Origin of the sequence: Lactococcus cremoris subsp. cremoris NBRC 100676 (genome assembly GCF_001591705.1) — a bacterium.
Classification (GTDB): domain Bacteria; phylum Bacillota; class Bacilli; order Lactobacillales; family Streptococcaceae; genus Lactococcus; species Lactococcus cremoris.
Window position 1 is genome coordinate 36,048 of record NZ_BCVK01000006.1, and the last position, 19,415, is coordinate 55,462.

The 19,415-nt window shown below is 35.7% G+C and carries 16 protein-coding genes and 2 pseudogenes; 5 read left to right on the forward strand and 13 right to left on the reverse strand.

Annotated features, from left to right (window positions below; all coding sequences use genetic code 11):
- The first annotated feature begins 41 nt into the window (after window positions 1–41).
- Complete coding sequence (walJ, locus tag LLA01S_RS01780) at window positions 42–854, forward strand: exodeoxyribonuclease WalJ (RefSeq protein ID WP_061777748.1); 813 nt, start codon at window positions 42–44, stop codon at window positions 852–854.
- 51 nt (window positions 855–905) lie between these two features.
- Here the strand turns inward: walJ and groL are convergent, their stop codons facing one another.
- The 7 genes from groL to LLA01S_RS01815 all read right to left on the reverse strand — a co-directional run bounded on the left by groL (window position 906) and on the right by LLA01S_RS01815 (window position 6,384).
- The gene (groL, locus tag LLA01S_RS01785; protein ID WP_032950921.1) at window positions 906–2,534 is read right to left on the reverse strand and encodes a chaperonin GroEL; all 1,629 of its coding nucleotides are present in this window, start codon (window positions 2,532–2,534) and stop codon (window positions 906–908) included.
- Window positions 2,535–2,620: 86 nt separating this feature from the next.
- Complete coding sequence (groES, locus tag LLA01S_RS01790; RefSeq protein ID WP_011675464.1) at window positions 2,621–2,905, reverse strand: co-chaperone GroES; 285 nt, start codon at window positions 2,903–2,905, stop codon at window positions 2,621–2,623.
- A 118-nt stretch (window positions 2,906–3,023) separates the two neighbouring features.
- Entirely contained in the window at window positions 3,024–3,413 is a 390-nt protein-coding gene (locus LLA01S_RS01795; RefSeq protein ID WP_021165898.1) for a single-stranded DNA-binding protein, read from the reverse strand.
- Window positions 3,414–3,503: 90 nt separating this feature from the next.
- A complete protein-coding gene (gene nox / locus LLA01S_RS01800) occupies window positions 3,504–4,844 on the reverse strand; it encodes a H2O-forming NADH oxidase (RefSeq protein WP_021216210.1) in 1,341 nt (446 codons plus the stop codon).
- Between the two features lie 161 nt (window positions 4,845–5,005).
- Complete coding sequence (ytpR, locus tag LLA01S_RS01805) at window positions 5,006–5,632, reverse strand: YtpR family tRNA-binding protein (protein ID WP_011675461.1); 627 nt, start codon at window positions 5,630–5,632, stop codon at window positions 5,006–5,008.
- Between the two features lie 105 nt (window positions 5,633–5,737).
- On the reverse strand, window positions 5,738–6,055 hold the full coding sequence (locus tag LLA01S_RS01810; RefSeq protein WP_011675460.1) for a thioredoxin family protein: 318 nt from the start codon (window positions 6,053–6,055) through the stop codon (window positions 5,738–5,740).
- Window positions 6,056–6,099: 44 nt separating this feature from the next.
- A complete protein-coding gene (locus LLA01S_RS01815) occupies window positions 6,100–6,384 on the reverse strand; it encodes a hypothetical protein (RefSeq protein ID WP_011675459.1) in 285 nt (94 codons plus the stop codon).
- A gap of 102 nt (window positions 6,385–6,486) precedes the next feature.
- Between LLA01S_RS01815 and pepA the strand changes: the two genes are divergently transcribed.
- Window positions 6,487–7,554 (forward strand): glutamyl aminopeptidase, encoded by a 1,068-nt coding sequence (gene pepA, locus LLA01S_RS01820; RefSeq protein WP_021165896.1) that lies wholly within the window; start codon window positions 6,487–6,489, stop codon window positions 7,552–7,554.
- 38 nt (window positions 7,555–7,592) lie between these two features.
- On the opposite strand, the gene LLA01S_RS01825 is transcribed toward pepA, so the two are convergent.
- Complete coding sequence (locus LLA01S_RS01825; protein ID WP_021165895.1) at window positions 7,593–10,031, reverse strand: transglycosylase domain-containing protein; 2,439 nt, start codon at window positions 10,029–10,031, stop codon at window positions 7,593–7,595.
- A 144-nt stretch (window positions 10,032–10,175) separates the two neighbouring features.
- Here LLA01S_RS01825 and tyrS point away from each other — a divergent pair, with 144 nt between their 5' ends.
- The 3 genes from tyrS (at window position 10,176) to LLA01S_RS01840 (ending at window position 14,162) form a co-directional block, all read left to right on the forward strand.
- On the forward strand, window positions 10,176–11,435 hold the full coding sequence (tyrS, locus tag LLA01S_RS01830; RefSeq protein WP_011675456.1) for a tyrosine--tRNA ligase: 1,260 nt from the start codon (window positions 10,176–10,178) through the stop codon (window positions 11,433–11,435).
- Window positions 11,436–11,559: 124 nt separating this feature from the next.
- The gene (locus tag LLA01S_RS01835; RefSeq protein WP_061777749.1) at window positions 11,560–12,030 is read left to right on the forward strand and encodes a hypothetical protein; all 471 of its coding nucleotides are present in this window, start codon (window positions 11,560–11,562) and stop codon (window positions 12,028–12,030) included.
- Window positions 12,031–12,119: 89 nt separating this feature from the next.
- Window positions 12,120–14,162: a cation:proton antiporter gene (locus LLA01S_RS01840; protein WP_021165893.1), complete on the forward strand. Its 2,043-nt coding sequence runs from the start codon at window positions 12,120–12,122 to the stop codon at window positions 14,160–14,162.
- A gap of 55 nt (window positions 14,163–14,217) precedes the next feature.
- On the opposite strand, the gene LLA01S_RS01845 is transcribed toward LLA01S_RS01840, so the two are convergent.
- The 5 genes and pseudogenes from LLA01S_RS01845 to LLA01S_RS01865 all read right to left on the reverse strand — a co-directional run.
- Window positions 14,218–14,652, reverse strand: a complete 435-nt coding sequence (locus LLA01S_RS01845) for an OsmC family protein (protein ID WP_011675453.1) — start codon at window positions 14,650–14,652, stop codon at window positions 14,218–14,220.
- 97 nt (window positions 14,653–14,749) lie between these two features.
- A pseudogene (locus LLA01S_RS01850) lies at window positions 14,750–15,344 on the reverse strand (FMN-dependent NADH-azoreductase).
- Window positions 15,345–15,499: 155 nt separating this feature from the next.
- Window positions 15,500–16,905: pseudogene (locus tag LLA01S_RS01855) on the reverse strand (MFS transporter).
- A 214-nt stretch (window positions 16,906–17,119) separates the two neighbouring features.
- Window positions 17,120–18,340 (reverse strand): tRNA uracil 4-sulfurtransferase ThiI, encoded by a 1,221-nt coding sequence (thiI, locus tag LLA01S_RS01860; protein WP_061777750.1) that lies wholly within the window; start codon window positions 18,338–18,340, stop codon window positions 17,120–17,122.
- Window positions 18,341–18,696: 356 nt separating this feature from the next.
- A partial coding sequence (locus tag LLA01S_RS01865) for a TDT family transporter (RefSeq protein WP_061777751.1) occupies window positions 18,697–19,415 on the reverse strand: 719 nt, incomplete at its 5' end.

Below are 19,415 nucleotides of genomic sequence, written 5' to 3' on the forward strand. Positions count from 1 at the left end.
TCTCATAGCAATCCCTGACTTTTTCTGCTACAATAGTCATTATGACTGAACAAAATGGCTTTAAATATTCCATTCTAGCCTCTGGATCAACTGGAAATTCCTTCTACTTAGAAACTCCTAAGAAAAAAATTCTTGTTGATGCCGGACTATCTGGAAAAAAAATAGAAAGTTTACTCTCGGAGATTGACCGTGATATCCATGATATTGATGCACTTTTAATTACGCACGAACATAGTGACCATATCAAAGGAATTGGTGTGCTCGCCCGTAAATATGGTATTAACCTTTATGCGAATGAAGATACATGGTCTGAACTTGATGGTAAAAACGCTTTAGGAAAAATTCCTCTTGAGCAAAAACATCTTTTTGAGATGGGAAAAACGATGACATTTGGTGATATTGATATTGAATCTTTTGGTGTCAGCCATGATGCTATTGCCCCACAATTTTATCGTTTCATGAAAGATGATAAAAGTTTCGTTATGTTGACTGATACAGGATATGTTTCAGATCGTATGCGTGGAACCATTGAAAATGCTGATGCTTATCTAATGGAGTCTAATCATGACATTGAAATTCTAAGAATGGGTGCCTATCCTTGGCGAACAAAACAACGTATTCTAAGTGACCAAGGCCATTTATCTAACGAAGATGGTGCCGAAGCAGCCTTTAACATTCATGGGAATAAAACAAAAAAAATATTTTTGGGACACTTAAGTCTAAATAATAATATTAAAGAACTTGCTCATCTTACCATGGACGGTTATCTCCAACAACACGATGTGGATACAAAAAATGAATTAAAAATTCTTGATACCAGCCATGAACATGCAAGTCTCCTTTATGATATCTAACATTAATCATTAAAAAATAAAAAAAAGAACCCACTCGGGTTCTTTTTTTTATTACATCATACCACCCATTCCCATGCTAGGATCCATTGGAGGCATAGCTGGAGCAGCTGGTTCTGGTTTATTAGCCACAACTGCTTCAGTAGTCAAGATTAATCCAGCAACAGAAGCTGCATTTTGCAAAGCTGAACGAGTCACTTTTGCCGGGTCAACGATTCCTTCTTCAATCATATTTACCCATTGACCTGTCGCTGCATTAAATCCTGTACCAACTTTTTCTGAACGAAGTTTATCAATGATAACTGAACCTTCATATCCTGCATTGGCCGCGATTTGACGAACTGGTTCTTCAAGCGCACGGCGAACGATGTTAATTCCTGTTTGAATGTCGCCTTCTTCTGAAAGTTTATCCAAAGCTGCGATGGCATTAACAAGAGCTGTACCACCACCAGAAACGATACCTTCTTCAACAGCAGCACGTGTTGCATTAAGTGCGTCTTCAATCAAAAGTTTCATTGCTTTAAGTTCTGTTTCTGTTGCGGCTCCTACTTTAACTACCGCAACTCCACCAGATAATTTTGCTAAGCGCTCTTGCAATTTTTCACGGTCAAAATCAGAAGTTGTTTTTTCGATTTGTGCTTTGATGATAGCCACACGATCAGAAATGGCATCAACAGAACCAGCACCTTCAACAATTGTTGTATGGTCTTTATCAACAGTTGCTTTAGCAGCTTGTCCTAAAGCTTCTAGTGTAGCATCTTTGAGATCAAGGCCTAGTTCTTCAGTAATTACTGTACCACCTGTCAAGATAGCTAAATCTTCCAATTGAGCTTTACGGCGGTCACCAAATCCCGGTGCTTTTACAGCGACTACGTTGAAGACCCCTTTAATCTTATTAAGAACAAGAGTTGGCAATGCTTCTCCATCAACATCATCAGCAACAATTAAAAGTGGACGATTTGTTTTCAAAATTTGTTCAAGAAGCGGTAAAATTTCTTGAATATTTGAGATTTTTTTATCCGTAATCAGAATATAAGGATTATCTAACTCAGCAACCATTTTCTCTGTATTAGAAACCATATATTGACTCAAGTATCCACGGTCAAATTGCATTCCTTCAACAACATCAAGCTCTGTTTGCATTCCTTTTGATTCTTCGATTGTGATAACTCCGTCAGAACCTACACGCTCCATTGCGTCAGAAATATATTCCCCAACTTTTTCACTACGTGATGAAACGGTAGCAACTTGAGCGATTGCTGATTTATCATGAACAGGAATTGCCATTTCTTTAATTGAAGCAACTGCTGTTTCAGCTGCGAGTTCAATTCCTCGGCGAATACCAACTGGATTTGCACCTGCAGTAACATTTTTCAATCCTTCACGAACAATAGCTTGTGTCAAAACTGTCGCTGTTGTTGTTCCATCACCTGCAATATCATTTGTTTTTGAAGCAACTTCCGAAACAAGTTTAGCTCCCATATTTTCAAAATGGTCTTCAAGTTCAATCTCTTTGGCAATTGTAACACCATCATTTGTAATTAAAGGTGAACCATATGATTTTTCAAGAACAACATTACGCCCTTTTGGCCCAAGGGTTGTTTTTACTGTATCGGCAAGAATATCAATTCCGCGCATCATCGCTGTTCTAGCATCACTTGAAAATTTAATTTCTTTTGACATTTTAGCTCCTTTTTTAAGAATATATTTTTAATTAATAGATTTTAAGATAGACAAAAGACAATCAAAAATTGATTGCTTTTATATTTTTACTCTACAATTGCAAGAAGGTCTGAGTCTTTGAGAATCAAGAATTCTTCACCGTCCATTTTGACAGTCGTTCCGGAAAATTTCTCAAAAATTACTGTATCTCCAACTTTTACGAGTGGAGAAATCAGTGTCCCATGATTAGTTGTTTTCCCTTCACCGACAGCAATAACTTCCGCTGTTTGAGGTTTTTCTTGGGAAGCGCTCGTTAATACGATTCCGCCCATAGATTTTTCCTCTTCTTCTTTTACACGTAAAACTACGCGATTCTCTAAAGGTTTCAACATTATACTTTCCTCCATTTTTTATTTTTAGCACTCTTAATAGTTGAGTGCTAACATATTCTTATTTTATCTCAATGGTCAGATTTAGTCAAGAGAAAACATTTAGATTTAATCAAATAAATTAGAAAGGGAGCTCATCAGCTTCAAGTAAGAGTTCCTCAAAATTTACAGCGCTTTCTCTCAAGGCAAGAGTCGCACGACTTTCCAATAAATCATAGCTCAAACCTAAGATTTCTGTAATACAGTGTTTCTGTTCATTTTTATCAGTATAATTTCTAGTTCTAATCTCTCCCTCTACAGAAATAAGACTTCCTTTTTTAGCATAGGAAACGAATGTTTCTGCTGATTTTCCCCATAAAATTATCGAGATAAAGTCTGCTTCTCGCTCTCCTTTTTCATTTTTGAAGCGGCGATTGACTGCCAGAGTCACACGGACATAAGATTTATTGTTCGTTGTTTTCGAAATTTCAGGTGCGTTTGTTAAACGACCAATCAACATGGTTTTATTCATTATAAAATCCTCCTAACTTTCTATACGTAAAGTTTGAGCATTTGTCACTAAAAAATAAAAAAATCTATCAAGCAGATAGATTTCTATTTTTTATTTGGCATTCAAAGCTGCAACTGTCATATAATTATATGGACTGTTGAAGTGGGGGAGAAAGAATAAATCAAGCAAAGCTAGTTCATCAATTGTTTTTTTCTCTTGAATCGCTAAACTGAACATATTTATATTTCCTGCAATTATCTCACTTTTACTAGCAAGTTGAGCTCCAATAATTCTGCGACTATTTGTCTCATATACGATACGAATTTTCACACTATCGTTGTTTTCATGAAGAAACCAAGCTTTTTGTTTATCTTCAAAATCACTAAATGAAACTTCTAAACCTAATTTTTTAGCAGCTTTAACAGAAAGTCCTGTAGAGGTCATATTGTAACCAAAAATTGAAATACCATTAGACCCTTGAACACCAACAGATTCTAATTCTTTTCCACCAATATTGTGTCCTGCAACAATTCCTGACCGAACAGCGTTTGAGGCAAGAGCGATATAAGTAAAATCTTGCAAGGCATTAGAATAAATTGTCGCAACATCACCTACCGCGTAAACATCTGGATCACTACTTTGTTGATGTTTATCCACCTTGATTGCTCCATTTTTGAAGGTAGCTAACTTATCACTTGCCAAGGCACTGTTGGCAGTAAAACCAATACAATTGATGACAAGATCAACATCATAAGTCGCTTTATTGGTTACGATTTGTGATACATAACCTTCCTCATTCGCTTTAAATTCTTTGGCCAGTTCTCCAAAATGAAGTTCAATTCCATGTTGAGCAAGGTTTTCATCCATTCCTTTGGCAAATTCTTCATCATAATATGAAGCAAGCGAAGTATTTTCAGCGTCAAAGAGAAGAACTTCTTTACCCCGACGTTTAGCTGCTTCTGCAATCTCTGTACCGATATATCCTGCACCAATGACTGCGATACGCTTTACTTTTTCTTTGGTAAATTCTGCGTCAATTGCTTGACCTTCTTGAAAAAGTTTCAGAAAATGAATTCCCTTAAGGTCTTTGCCTGGTAGATTAGGAATAATTGGACGTGAACCTGTTGCTAAAACAAGCTTGTCGTAAGCTTCAATTATTTCATCATCAGATTTAGTTTTTGCATAAACTTTCTTATTAGCAAAATCAATTTCTGAAACTTCTGTTTCAGTCAAAATTTTTACCCCTTTTGCCTCAAAATCCTCTGCTTTGGCATAAAATAATTCATCTGGTTTTTCAATTTGTCTTCCAACCCAAATTGCTGTGCCACAACCTAGATAACTCATGTTGCTATTACGGTCAATCATGACAATTTCATGCCCGGGATATTGTTCAAGTAATGTATTTGCTGTAGCAATGCCTGCGTGGTTTGTACCGATAACTACGATTTTCATGCTAATAGATCTCCTTTAAATGTAAAATTCTTTTTACATTATTCAGTTTAGCATAAGTCAATCTATTTTCTTTTGTAAGCGCTTGTGAACATTGTGAAATAATTATTTTAATTATTAGATAAAAAAATCTGTCAAAATAAATTATTTTGACAGATTTATTATTAAGCTTGCCACATAGTTTCTGAATCAAAAGCTGTACCCGCAGCCAAAGCTGATGAAAGTTCAATGATTCCACGAACATCGGGAGCATCGGGTAATTCAAGTTCACGCGCTGAACAAAGCATTCCATAAGATTGAACACCTCGAAGAGCTCCTGGAAAAATCAATGCTCCATTAGGCATCATTGCGCCTGGAAGTGCTGCGACTGTTTTTAATCCGAGTGACGCGTTTGGTGCACCACAAACAATTTGTACTGGATCAGCAAAACCAACATTAACTTTACAGATATGAAGATGATCTGAGTCTGGATGGTCTTGCATTTCTACAATCTCAGCGACAACAAATTTTGGTTGCGAATCATGCACAAGAACATCGCTAAATCCTGATTTTCCAAGCTCTTTGTTCAAGATTTCAACATCATCAGATGATAATTTGACTTGTCCATTTCCTGACAAGTCTGTCAGTAATGACTTGGCTTCAAAAATATTCCAAGCGACTGTTGCCCCAGTTTCTTCGATAAAGATACGTGCTACTTTTCCCTTACGTTCAAAGTTTACCTTTTCACCTCTATCATTTGCCGTGATAAGCATTAAAACATCGCCGACGTTTGTGTTATATGTTGCAATCATTTTTAAATTTTCCCTTTTAATTTCTTAACAGTGATTATTATAGAATATATTTCTGGATTTATCAATGGTCAGTATTTGACTCCATTTTACCTCAAGAAATCAGTCTTATTTTGCACTTGCTAAGAAAGTATTCACTTCTTCTTTGGTTTTGCGTAATTTATTGACTAGACGAGCTTTTTCTTGTCCATCTTCAATAACAACAAAACTTGGAATTCCCATAATTCCCCACTCGATAGCAAGATCCATGTACTCATCACGGTCTACTTCAACAAATCTAAATTCTGGATTCTCTGTTTCAATTTCTGGCATTTTCGGTTTGATAAAATTACAATCTCCACACCAACCAGCTGTGAAAAAGAAGACTGTTTTTTCTGGACCTTTGACAAGCTCAGCTAAATTTTCAATATTTTCTGGAATAATCATTCTGTATTTCCTTTCGTATTTTTCAAATGGATTCTAACCATTTTCTAAAGAAGTTCTTCTTTTTTTTCAAAAACTTCTAAAGTTTTGGCATTGATTTCAAAAGCAATAGATTTATCATTACTGACAATTCCCCCTTCAAAAAGGGCACCAGAAGTTGGCTCATCAAAAATCCAAAAAGCATCAATTTTTTTTGTAGAAAAATGTTGTCGGACTCTATCAGTAAGCTCATGAATCATTTCTTCTTCCATGTTTTTATAACCATGATAAGCTGCGTGAGCAACGGCTGCACCCGCGACAATTCCCAAACCAAACTTTAGTATTTTTTTCATATGGAAATTTTAACATATTTCTTGGTATAATTATAGTGTAAATCATCAAAAGAATTACTGACAGATTTGTCAGTAAATTTTTCAGTATCCCGGAGGAGAAAAATGGAACTATTTGACAAAGTAAAAGCACTGACAGAAATTCAAGCCACTTCTGGTTTTGAAGGTCCCGTTCGCGACTATTTAAAAGCTCGTATGGTTGAGCTAGGCTATCAACCAGAATTTGACGGACTTGGTGGTATTTTTGTGACAAAAGCTTCAAAAGTCGAAAATGCCCCACGAATCATGATTGCGGCTCACATGGATGAGGTCGGATTTATGGTCAGCTCAATCAAAGCTGACGGAACATTCCGCGTTGTTCCTCTTGGTGGTTGGAACCCCTTAGTCGTTTCAGGTCAACGTTTTACCCTATTTACACGTACAGGTAAAAAGATTCCGGTTGTAACTGGTGGTCTTCCTCCACACCTTCTTCGCGGAACTGGTGTAACACCTCAAATCCCAGCAATCTCTGATATCATCTTTGATGGTGCATTTGAAAATGCTGCTGAAGCTGCCGAATTTGGAATCGCCCAAGGTGATTTAATTATTCCAGAAACAGAAACAATTCTGTCAGCAAATGGGAAAAATATCATTTCTAAAGCTTGGGATAATCGCTATGGTTGCTTAATGATTCTTGAACTTCTTGAATTTTTAGCTGACAAAGAATTACCTGTAACATTAATTATTGGAGCGAATGTTCAAGAGGAAGTCGGACTTCGTGGTGCAAAAGTTTCCACAACCAAATTCAATCCTGATTTATTCTTTGCCGTTGACTGTTCACCAGCAAGCGATACCTTCGGTGACGATAATGGTCGCCTCGGAGAAGGAACAACGCTCCGTTTCTTCGACCCAGGTCATATCATGCTTCCTGGAATGAAGAACTTCTTACTTGACACTGCAGATCATGCCAAAGTTAAAACACAAGTTTACATGGCCAAAGGGGGAACCGATGCAGGTGCCGCTCATTTAGCAAATGGAGGAGTTCCTTCAACAACAATCGGTGTGGTAGCCCGTTATATCCATAGTCATCAAACTATTTTCAACCTTGATGATTTTCTCCAAGCTCAAACTTTCTTGAGAGCGATTATTACTTCACTTAATACTGAAAAAGTAGCAGAAATCAAAAACTACTAATTCTAATAAAAAAACACTAGGTAAATTCCTAGTGTTTTTTAGTTACTTTTTGATGAAGAAGTCTGACTAAAATTGAAAGAAGGTAAAATTTTCTTCCAACCAGCAGCTATATCACTAGCTGACCCACCTATAGAGAAATCATAGGTAGTAGTAGGTGCTCCTGCTTTAGTAGCCCAGAAGCTAGTCGTTGTTTCTCCGCCAAGGTTGACTTCTTGAGTCTTACCATTTGCTAGTTTAACTATGACTTTCCCTGGTTTTTCTCCTGTAGAAACCAATACTTTACTTTTAGTAACATTTGGATCAGTATTTGGATTAGTAAATTTTTGTCCAGGGCCAAAAATGTTTGGATCAGCTGCATTAATCGCATTAACCAATTGTGCAATATAAGCTGCATTATTGATATATCCTGATTTACTTGTCATCGGTGAATTATCATCATGTCCAGCCCAACCACCAAGTGTAACTGAAGGTGTTGATAACATCATCCAAACATCTGTATAATCATCCGTTGTCCCCGTTTTACCAGCCCATTGAACATTCGTTGCTAGTGAAGGGTTAATCGTTTGTAAATTTCCATAAAACTTACTTGTTTTTTGAGATTTCACTGCGTCTTGAAGCATTGATTCCATAATTGTTGAAGTTGCTTCTGAATAAACTTGGGTGCCACCAGTACTTTTATGCTGATAGATTACATTTCCTGTATCATCTTTGATACTATCAACGATATACCAAGGTTCATATTTCCCACCATTAGCCAGCGTTTGATAACCGTTCGTATGTTGAACAACCGTTGGATCAACTCCCCCACCAAGCGGAAGTGATTCTACAGAATAATCAGCAATATCATAACCCATCTTTGTCATGTAAGGTTCAACTGATTTTCCTTTATTTAAAATCGTTTGGTAAGTCCAATAAGCAGGAATATTATAAGAAACATTGAGAGCTTCTGAGAATGGCATCATTGCAGTTCCAGTTGAGCCTACGTGTTCAATATCTTGTCCACTAGAGTATTTAGCTGGATAATTTGATAAGACACTTGCAGAGCCCATTAGTCCCATATCGATGGCTGGACCATAAGCCAAGATTGGTTTAATTGATGACCCAGGCGAGCGTTTAGTATCAAAGGCATGATTGACTTGACTTTGTGAAAAATCTAAACCTCCAATAAAGCCATAAACAGCTCCTGTTTTATTGTCCATTAAAACATTCCCTGTTTGGATAGTTCCCGTACCATCTTGCATAAGCCCGTTATAACCCGTTACAGCTTTTTGCATCGCATCATAAACTGTTTGATTAACTGTTGTTGTTACAGTATAACCACCATTTTGTAGTGATTGTTCCGCCAGTTCTTGATAACGTTTTTTCGTACTATCATTTCCTAAATCAGTCGCAGAAACTTTATCACGTTTAATCAAATAATTATAAATATCTGTAATTGCTTCATTATAAACTACATTATATAAATAACCATGTTCTTGTGATTCGGCAACTCCAGGTTGTAAAAATTCTTTTGAAATATCATAGGCTACATATTTTTTATAATCTGCCTCTGAAATATATCCCCCACGATAAAGATAAAATAATACTTCCTTTTGACGCTCCAGACCATAGCTCATATTTTCTTTGGATTTAAGGGAGCCATCTGCTGAGTAAGGAGAGTAGACAATTGGACTTTGAGGTAAACCAGCAATAAAAGCCGCCTCTGGTATTGTCAAATCCTTGGCCGATTTACCAAAAATTCCTAATGCTGCTTCTTGCACTCCAGCGATATTTTGACCTTTATTGTTGCGACCAAAAGGTGAGACATTTAAATAATCTGTCAAAATTTGATCTTTAGTCAGATAATTATTAAGTTTTAGTGCATAGACGATTTCACTAGCTTTTCGTTGGAATGTAACACTATCTCCTAAAACTTGTTGCTTAATGAGCTGTTGAGTTAAGGTGGAACCACCAGAACTTGTTCCACCTCCAATTGAGCCAACAATTCCCCGAATGACAGCCTTTGGAACAACACCTTTATTTGTTTTAAAACTGTCATCTTCGGTTGCAATCAAGGCATTTTTTACATTAGCAGATATATCATCACTTTTCACAGTAACGCGAATCAAATCACTGGAAATATCAGAGATTGGCTGACCATTACTATAATTAATGACAGAAACCCCATGTATATCATTAATTTTCGAAAGCATTTCAGCTTTGGGTGGTATCTTCGTTTGTTCAACTAATCGAGCAAAATAACCCACACCTGTTGCTGCTCCAAAGACGCCTACCAAGACAAAAACTATTCCAAATACTACACTCAAACCACGTAGTACTTTAAAAGTAATGGATAAACTTGACCTGTCATCACTATCATTATTATTTTTTTTAGGACTTTTCCTTGAAGAGTTACTTTGTTTGCGTCGTTTATTATCCATTTTTTCTTTTAAACGAGCACGAATCTCCTCTTGCGAGTCAATTGAGTCTTTTTTCATGCCCTTATTATATCAAATTTAAAACAATTTTTCGCCACTTTCAGAATTTTTTTTAGTAATTTGTTATAATGTAAAACAGTGCTGTTATTTTTTTACTTTTTAATCCAAAGGGAACAGCTCAATTATTATAGAAAGGATTTTTTTATGAACATTTTTGACGAACTTAAAGCACGTGGTTTGGTTTTCCAAACAACGGACGAAGCTGCGCTTTCCAAAGCGCTGACGGAGGATATGGTTTCCTATTATGTGGGCTATGATCCTACTGCTGATTCCCTTCATTTAGGTAATCTTGTACTCATTTTGACAATGAAACGTCTGCAAATGGCTGGTCACAAACCCTATGCACTTGTTGGTGGTGCAACTGGTTTGATTGGTGACCCTTCTTTTAAAGATTCAGAACGTTCGCTCCAAACAAAAGACACCGTAACAAAATGGTCTGGAAAAATCCGTAGTCAACTTGAGCGTTTCCTAGATTTTGAAAATGGTGAAAACAAGGCAGAAATGACCAATAACTACAACTGGTTTGAAAACCTGACATTTATTGATTTTCTCAGAGATGTAGGTAAACATTTTACTGTAAATTACATGATTTCTAAAGACTCTGTAAAATCACGCATGGAAAGCGGAATATCTTATACAGAATTTGCTTATCAAATTATGCAAGGTTATGATTTCTACGAATTGAACCAATTGCATAATGTCACTTTACAACTTGGTGGTTCTGACCAATGGGGTAATATGACTGCTGGTACAGAGCTTTTACGTCGTAAGGCTAACAAACAAGGACATGTTATCACTATTCCTTTAATTACAGATTCAACTGGTAAAAAATTCGGTAAATCAGAGGGAAATGCAATTTGGCTTGATGCTGATAAAACCTCTCCTTATGAAATGTACCAGTTTTGGCTTAATGTTGATGATGCAGACGCTGTGAAAATGCTGAAAATTTTCACCTTCCTTTCATTAGAAGAGATTGCTGAAATTGAAGAACAATTTGAGGCTGCTCGTCATGAACGTTTGGCTCAAAAAGTTTTGGCTCGTGAAGTTGTAAGTCTCGTTCATGGAAAAGAAGCTTATGAACAAGCTGTTAAAACTTCTGAAATCTTGTTTGGTGGTGGAGATTTACGTCAATTGGATGCTAAATCAATCCTAACTGGCTTGAAAGCAGCGCCACAACATCAAATCGCTCCTGATGAAGACCTGACTCTAATTGAGCTTTTAATTTCTGCAGGAATTGCTCCTTCAAAGAGACAAGCTCGTGAAGATATTACAAATGGAGCAATTTATATCAACGGAGAAAGAGTACAAGAACTTGATTATGTTCTTACAGATTCCGATAAAATTGAGAATCGTCTGACAGTCATTCGTCGTGGAAAAAAGAAAAACTTTGTTTTGACTTATTAATTATCAAAAATTCCTGCTATAAAATGAGCAGGAATTTTATTTTAGAAAAATTTAAGCGTAGCTCTTTCATTTAATCTACAATATGTTATAATAACTGTACTGAATATGTTTTTAGGTGATCAAAATGATAGATAAAAAATTTGAAGATAAGTTAAAAAACTTGCGTGAGTTGTACATCGATAAAAGACCTGAAGTGTCTCAAAAGCTTGAAGATAGTAAAAAATTTGAAGCTTTTATGGCCCTCTCAGACGAAGAAAAAGAAGAAAAACTTCACGCTAAACTTGAAATGCTTACTGATAAACTCATTAAGCTTGATGAAAAATTAGGAAATGCACTTGCTAACGAAGCAAGTACTAACGATATTTCTGAGCTTAAATATTATATTGATGCCGTTAAGAATAAAAAATTAATTCTTGAACAAAAACTTGAATTAATCAAAAACGGTGAGTTTGATATTGCTCGTAAAGAACGAGTTAAACGTCAGCTTACAGATCTTGAACTCAAACGTTGTAAAGCGCTGTTAGGTAAAAAAGACTGCTCAAAAATAAATGAAAAAATTGCTTTAAAGAAAAAAGCAATTAACCGTTTGAAATAAATAAGTAGAATATGCACTAGTAGAGCTACCTTTGATAGCTCTACTTTGCACTTTTTAAGCGCTCGTCAATTTTTTAAAGAAAGGACTCTATGCTCCATACTATTTTTTATGTCATTATTTTCCTTTTGGTATTAGTTTTTTCAAATGTCCTTAATAAAGTTTTCCCAAAACTTGCCCTTCCGCTGATTCAAGTGGTTTTAGGACTTATTTTGGGCTTTTTTGGTGCTGATGAAGTTTTACATGTCGCTCCAGAATTTTTTCTAGGCTTTATTATTGCCCCACTTCTATTTAGAGAAAGTGAAGAAGCTGATGTCAAACATATTTTAAAACATAGTAAAATTATTTTAGTACTTATTTTCCCCCTTGTTTTTATCACAACTCTTGGATTAGGTTTAATTTCTAATTGGATATATATCGGACTTCCTTTGGCTGCTTGTTTTGCTTTAGGAGCCAGTCTTGCTCCTACCGATGCCGTAGCCGTGGGGGCTTTATCCAAAAACTTCTCCTTTCCACGTAGGGTCATGAGTGTTTTACAGGGTGAAGGGCTTCTCAATGATGCTTCTGGAATTATTTCCTTTCAAATTGCATTAGTCGCACTGGTTACAGGTTATTTTTCTTTTCCAGATGCTACAATGAAATTGGTGATTTCTTCCATTGGTGGGGCTGCTATTGGATTTAGTTTAATTTATATCAAAGGGCTAGTTTTGAGACTTTTAGAAGATGTCGATGCCCGAGATGTCTCAGGATATCTTCTCTTAGAACTTGTGGTTCCTCTTTCCGCCTTTCTCATTTCTGAAGAACTTCATGTTTCTGGAATTATCGCTGCTGTCGTCGCTGGAGTGATGTCAGCCAATGGTCTCAAAAGAACAACTTTATTTGATGCTCAAGTAGAAAAACTTAAAAGTACAATTTGGGACACCTTGACTTTCATTTTAAATTCCTTTGTCTTCTTGTTTTTAGGAATTGAACTTTATCAACTTGTTGTTCCACTTTTAGTTGACCCTGTTTATTCTTCAGCTCATCTAATTCTCCTTACTCTTGCTCTAACTGCTGGCTTATTTGCCCTTCGATTCGTCGTCATTGCCTTTTATTACTGGCTTCGTTCGCTTAAACAAAAACAGCCTTTCTCTGCTTATTGGAATGATATTCTTCTTCTTACTTTTGCTGGCTCTAAAGGAACTGTAAGTATCGCAACGATTCTTTTGGTTCCTCGAAGTGTTGATATCCAACCGGTCCTAGTCTTTCTAGCAGCTGCCGTAACTGGCTTAAGCTTTTTGGTCGGAATGTTCATTCTCCCTTTCTTTGCAGTCAAAAAAGTATCTAAAGTTAACAATATCTCTAAAATCGCTATTTTATCCGAGGTTGTTGATGAATTACGTCAGGATATGACAACAGCTAAAAATCCTCAGGGATACGATATTGCAATTGATGCTTATCAAGAAAGGATTCAACAGTTAATTATTGAGCAAGAATCCACCGATATGGCGATTGACTATAATGATTTGCAACTTTTGATTATCCGAATCGAATCTGAAGGTCTTGAAGCTTACTTACGTGAAAATAAAATTTCTATGTATACTTATCGAACTTATCAAAGGTATATTCGCTCATTGGAAACAAGTATTGTCCATTCCCTTGTTTCAAGTATTCAATTTGTTTATGTTATTACTTTGCGTGCCTTTCATTTGCTGGTTTCTCGCTTCTTGCATGTGGATTTTTATTTCAAAAAAACAAAAGCAGCAATGGAAACAACGCGTGATGAAATTACTGAACTATATTTCAATAACACCGAACTTATCTTACAAGCCTTGGACAATTTAAATGGGGTTTTTGATGAACAACTTTTGAATTTCTTACAATCAGAACGTTTGCGAACTTCTGAAATTGTGGCTTCTGGTGGTCATATTTCTCGGATGGTAAATAAAGCTCAGCCTAATAACATTACTGAAATGATGCGTGCCTACTATTTAGAACGTAAAGTTATCTTTGAGCATGAGCTTTCTGGAGCAATTACCGCAAGAGAAGCCAAAGATATGCGACTTAATGTCAATATTCTTGAAGATTATTCATTAGCAAGTAATCATCATACGCTACTTTTCGACTTTTTGGAACGTCGAAAAAATAAAAACTAATGATTGAATTAACATAAAATCAAAAAAAGTTACTGACAGTTTTGTCAGTAACTTTTTATTTTTCAATCTTAATGATCGTTTCTAATTCTATATTTCCTTGAATTGCCCTTGAAATCATACAAGAACTTTCTGCACGTTCTGCCAATTTGATCGCTTTACTTTCATCAGCCCCGGCGGCTAGTTTCATGAAGACATGATAGGTAATTTTTTCATAAGTAAAAATCCCTTTTGTCACATCAACCACGCCTTGTCCCTCTACTTTTAAATGTTCCAAAGGAATTTCATTTCGCTCAAGCATTGCCGCTAAAGTAATTGAGTAACAGGTGCTAGCAGCTCCAAGTAGCATTTCATCCGGATTGGTCCCCACTCCTGGTCCAGCCATTGTCTCAGGAATTGAAATTTTTTCATTAAGTGCCCCAGCTTGCAAGTCACCAATAGAATTTCTCCCACCAACCCAATCAATATGTGAATTAAAAAGATGTTTTACCATTTTTTAGCCTTTCCTTTTACTGACAACACCTACAGCTACTTACTGAGATTTCTGTCAGTAAATTCAAGAAAAAGTCTGTTCACTGACAGACTTTTATTTAGAATGCTTGAGCTTCTAATTCTACTTTTTTGATAAATTCAGCAAGAAGTTCTTCTGTTTTTTCTGGGTCATAAGCATGTCCTTCAACAGCAATTTGTCTAAAATCGCTACCGATAAAGTTAAAGATTGCTGACACAGGGTCTTGTGCTCCATAAACTCCACCATTGGCTTGTAAATGTAAGACTTTTTTGCCATTTGCTAAACCAACTGGTCCTTCAGCGGTATATTTAAATGTTTTACCAGCAACGTTTACAGTATCAACCCATGATTTAAGTTCAGCAGGAATCATCAAATTATACATTGGATTAGCAATGACAACTTTGTCAGCTGACAAAAATTGGTCTGTAAAACCAGCAAAACGAGCCAATTTATCTTTTTGTGATGCTGTAAGTTCTGCATTTTCACCTGCAAACATGGCCACTGACTAATTCTGTGTTCAAAGTTGGAATATCAGCACTAAAGACATCCAACTCTTCAATTTCATCTTCTGGATGAGCAGATTTGTAAGATTTGACGAAAGCATCAAGACCTTTGAGTGAAAGTGAATATTCAGCAGTGAGTGGATGACCTTTTACAACAAGAAGTTTAGACATATTTTGTTCCTTTATAGAAATTATTTTTTTATTATAAAATTTATTATGGCAAACTTTTCTAAATTCTCAATATATTTAGTACGTGAAAATTTACACATGTAAACATTTGTTTGCTAGATTATCCTCTAAAAAAAAATCTATCGATTGTTTTTTTACTAACTTTTTTTCCGACCTAATAGACGAACCAAGCCCAATACCCAAGTGACTAAAACCAAAAAAGTTGAAAAATAGAAAGCTACATGAAAACCGTGCAAGAAGACATCTGGTTGATTTGTCAAATAAGTTGTGACCTTATAGCCCAATTGATTAGACATCGCTGTAAACAGAATTAAGGTGGCTAATGATGTTCCTAAAACAAAAGCCATATTACGAGCTAAAGAGTTTACAGAACCAGCGATTCCTAAATATTTTCGTTCAACAGTTTCCATGATTAATGCATTATTAGGACTTTGGAAAATTCCCATTGACATTCCTTGAATCAATAAAATCACGACTATAACCCAAGGTTCAGAATGTGGATTAATCAAAAGATAGCCAAGTTGGGACAAAACAATTCCTGAAATACCGACAAAAGTGACAATTTCTTTATCCATCTTATCAGCTGCTGAACCCGCCAAAGGACTGGCAATCAGCATAGCAGCAGGGTAAGCCATCATAATCATTCCAGCCACTCCAGGAGCATAATTTCTAAAATCTTGCAGATAAAATGGTAATAAAATACTTGAAAACATAGCTACGGTAAAATTAAAGAGTGCCATAATTATGCTCATTGAAAACAACTTTGATTTAAAAATCCCTAAATCAAGTAAAGGCTGTGCCACCTTTTTCTCAGTGACAATAAATATTCCAAAGAGAATAAAACCAACAAGTGCGCCAATAATAATCAATGGACTAGTCCAACCCAGTGATTGACCGAAGTTAAGCGACAGAAAAAGTAAAATAACAACAGCTGTCATCAAGGTTCCACCCTTAAAATCAATATCTGACCATTTTCCACTCGTGGTTTCTTTTGGTAAGGCATGATTCCCAAAAATCCAAGCCAAAATTCCGATTGGAACATTAATCCAAAAAATATAATTCCAAGAAGCGACCTGCAAAATCAAACCACCAAGTGCTGGTCCAGCGATTGAACCCACTGAAACAAACATCGCCGAGATTGAAAGTGCTCTGGCTCGACTTTCAACTGGAAAAATTTCTGAAATAATTCCAAAACCAGTTGCCATAAACATTGAAGCCCCAATAGCTTGAACAATTCGCGCAAAAAGTAAAAAACCTAAGCCCAACCAAAGTTTAAACCAGCCAGTGCTGAGCCTAAAATAAAAATCCCCCAACCAATTCGGGCAATTCGTGATTTCCCAATCAAGTCACCAAGACGACCAAAAATCAAAACAATCGCTGAAATGACAATGAGATAAATTGTCACCACCCATGTGATTTGTGAAGTTGAAACATGAAGTTTCCTTGACATCGTTGGTAGAGCAATGTTGACAATTGAACCATCCAATGTCGACATAAAAGTAAAAATCCCTAAGGCAATCAAAGCCTTTATTCGATCTGACATAAAATCCTTCCCTATAAAATGAGCGCCACAACTTCTTTTAAAATTCCCTAACAATCTTTATATTAAAAGGCTAACTCAAATATTTTTTCTAAGTTTATAAATAACGTTGGTTATTATATCCTTGTTTCAGTCCTTTGTCAAGTTTAGTCTATTAATCGTAGTTTTCGTATCAAATAAAAAACTCTACTTATCAATAACAAGCAGAGTTTTCATATTATAAGAAATCAGCAAATTCTTCTTCTTCGGTTTGGTCCCAATTTCCGCCAGCAATCGTTGTAAGCATAATGCCTTTGACTGCACGGTCAACCATTCCTTCAACATCCATTCTCTTTTCATATTGAATACAATTTTCAAGTTTAGGATTTGTTTTTGGAGAAGGTGGGGCAAAGACTGTACAGCAATCTTCAAATGGTAGAATCGATAAATTAAAAGTATCTATTTTTTCAGCAATTTCAATAATTTCATTTTTATCCATGGTTACCACTGGTCGAATGACCGGAGTATTAGTCACTTCATTAATGGCAGACATTGAGCCAAGCGTCTGACTAGCAACTTGTCCTAAAGATTCTCCATTAATAATTACTTTCCCGCCTCGTTCTTCACGAACACGGTCAACCACGCGCATCATGAAACGACGCGTGATTGTCATCAAATAAGCTTGTGGAGCTTTAGCTTTTATTTCTTCTTGAATCTCAGTAAATGGAACTTCAATAAAAGTGATTGCTCCGCCAAAGACAGTTAATTTAGCCGCCAAGTCCTTGGCTTTTTTTAGAGCACCTGGTGAAGTATGAGGAGGGCTAGCAAAGTGAACAGCTTCAATCTCAACGCCACGTTTCAACGCTAAGTAACCTGCAACTGGTGAATCAATTCCACCTGAGAGCATCAAATGTCCACGTCCTGCCGTACCAACTGGCATTCCACCCGCACCTTTGATATCTTCAAAACTAAGGTAAGTCGCATCTTGTCTAATTTCAACGCGCAACGTGATATCTGGTTTTTTCATTTGTACTTTTGCGTAAGAGAAATTATCAAAAACAATATCTCCTAAAGCAATATTTAATTCTGTTGAATCTAATTCAAAGTTATGGTCAGCTCGTCTAGTAGCAATTTTAAAAGTCTGCCCTTCGCTATAAATTTCCTTAAAAAGTGCTACAACTTCTTTTTTTATAATGGGCATTGATTTTTCAACTTTGATTGAAGGTGAAAAATTTTGGATTCCAAAAACTTTTGTTAAACGATTTGAAACTTCGGCATAATCTGCTCCATTAAGTTCAATATGTGCTCTATCTCTTACTGCTGTAATTTTTAATTCAGGCATATCTGCAAGGACTTCACGGATATTTTTTGCCAAACGATTGATAAAGTAACCACGATTTTTTCCTTTGGTTGAAAGTTCACCATAACGAACCATGATTTCATCATATAATACAGTCATTTTTATTCTCCTATATTCTTTTGCATACTTTTAATCATTAAATACTTCAAAAAATGAACAATTTAACCTAAAAATCCAGTCAAATTTTTTTTATTTAATGAAAAAAAGCACGCAGCGTTCTAATTATAACACAATGTTTCCTTTTTTTTATAGACGTTTTTAAAATTATTGGCATAGCCCAAAGGGAGATATTAAAGCTATTTTGAAAGTTAAACAAAGCAAAGTCTGAGCTTTAAATTTCCATTTTAAAAAAAGTAAGCTTAGTTAACTATAAAAAAACCACTAGATTCATTGACCTAGTGGTGCCTTTTTACAGTTTATTCATTTTTAAATTTTTTTTGGAATTCGATGTTTTTTTAGATGCTTTCAGCAGAATATTTTTCAGAGATAATCTGAAGTAATTTACTTCCCAAAAAAATAAAATATCTTATAAAAACGTAAGTAACGATTATAATCGCTATAAAAATTTCTAAATTAGCTAATAATTCTAAATTCAAAAATTGGAAAATACTGAGCTTACTTGTTAAATTTACCGCAGTGGCAGAAATGACAAGAGGGAATGTAAAGGCAGCATAACTAGGGTAAAAGGCACTTCTTAAAAGTTTTGTCAGTAAGCCCAAAGTTATAAAATAGATGGCTTGCGACAAGATAAATAAAAAGATAATGAACATTTTAGATTTTGATTCTACAACAGTAAGATAACCTACTAATCCCAGTGAACCTGGTGCTGTGATGATTGTAATCAATGGAAGTAAAGATTTGTGCATTTTTCGTAAAATAAAGACTCTGTGCATAACAATAGGAAGAAGGATAAAGTAAAAGAGTAATGTTATCCAAACCACAACTTTCCCCACTTCAAGACCGAAATCTGGTGATGTCGCTGATATTACGCCAATGCCAACAAAAGTGATAAACCAACTCGGATAAACATCATGTATTTTTAGTTCTTTAGGGAGTATATGGAGATAAATAAAATACATCATTAAAATAAGATGCAAGACTAAAGCAGTCCACCAAATTACATTCGCAAGAAGACTAAAGCCGGATAAACGTTGTAAAAATACGCTTAGTACCA

What these genes read in the sequence shown, in the direction of transcription:
- nox (WP_021216210.1), bottom strand. Translation starts at nt 4,844, where the DNA reads ATGAAAATCGTAGTTATCGGTACAAACCACGCAGGCATTGCTACAGCA.
- LLA01S_RS01825 (WP_021165895.1), bottom strand. Translation starts at nt 10,031, where the DNA reads ATGAAAAAAGACTCAATTGACTCGCAAGAGGAGATTCGTGCTCGTTTA.
- tyrS (WP_011675456.1), top strand. Translation starts at nt 10,176, where the DNA reads ATGAACATTTTTGACGAACTTAAAGCACGTGGTTTGGTTTTCCAAACA.
- LLA01S_RS01810 (WP_011675460.1), bottom strand. Translation starts at nt 6,055, where the DNA reads ATGATTATTCCAGAAAATATTGAAAATTTAGCTGAGCTTGTCAAAGGT.
- walJ (WP_061777748.1), top strand. Translation starts at nt 42, where the DNA reads ATGACTGAACAAAATGGCTTTAAATATTCCATTCTAGCCTCTGGATCA.
- LLA01S_RS01795 (WP_021165898.1), bottom strand. Translation starts at nt 3,413, where the DNA reads ATGAATAAAACCATGTTGATTGGTCGTTTAACAAACGCACCTGAAATT.
- LLA01S_RS01840 (WP_021165893.1), top strand. Translation starts at nt 12,120, where the DNA reads ATGCTCCATACTATTTTTTATGTCATTATTTTCCTTTTGGTATTAGTT.
- LLA01S_RS01845 (WP_011675453.1), bottom strand. Translation starts at nt 14,652, where the DNA reads ATGGTAAAACATCTTTTTAATTCACATATTGATTGGGTTGGTGGGAGA.
- groL (WP_032950921.1), bottom strand. Translation starts at nt 2,534, where the DNA reads ATGTCAAAAGAAATTAAATTTTCAAGTGATGCTAGAACAGCGATGATG.
- LLA01S_RS01835 (WP_061777749.1), top strand. Translation starts at nt 11,560, where the DNA reads ATGATAGATAAAAAATTTGAAGATAAGTTAAAAAACTTGCGTGAGTTG.
- pepA (WP_021165896.1), top strand. Translation starts at nt 6,487, where the DNA reads ATGGAACTATTTGACAAAGTAAAAGCACTGACAGAAATTCAAGCCACT.
- ytpR (WP_011675461.1), bottom strand. Translation starts at nt 5,632, where the DNA reads ATGATTGCAACATATAACACAAACGTCGGCGATGTTTTAATGCTTATC.
- thiI (WP_061777750.1), bottom strand. Translation starts at nt 18,340, where the DNA reads ATGACTGTATTATATGATGAAATCATGGTTCGTTATGGTGAACTTTCA.
- LLA01S_RS01815 (WP_011675459.1), bottom strand. Translation starts at nt 6,384, where the DNA reads ATGAAAAAAATACTAAAGTTTGGTTTGGGAATTGTCGCGGGTGCAGCC.
- groES (WP_011675464.1), bottom strand. Translation starts at nt 2,905, where the DNA reads ATGTTGAAACCTTTAGAGAATCGCGTAGTTTTACGTGTAAAAGAAGAA.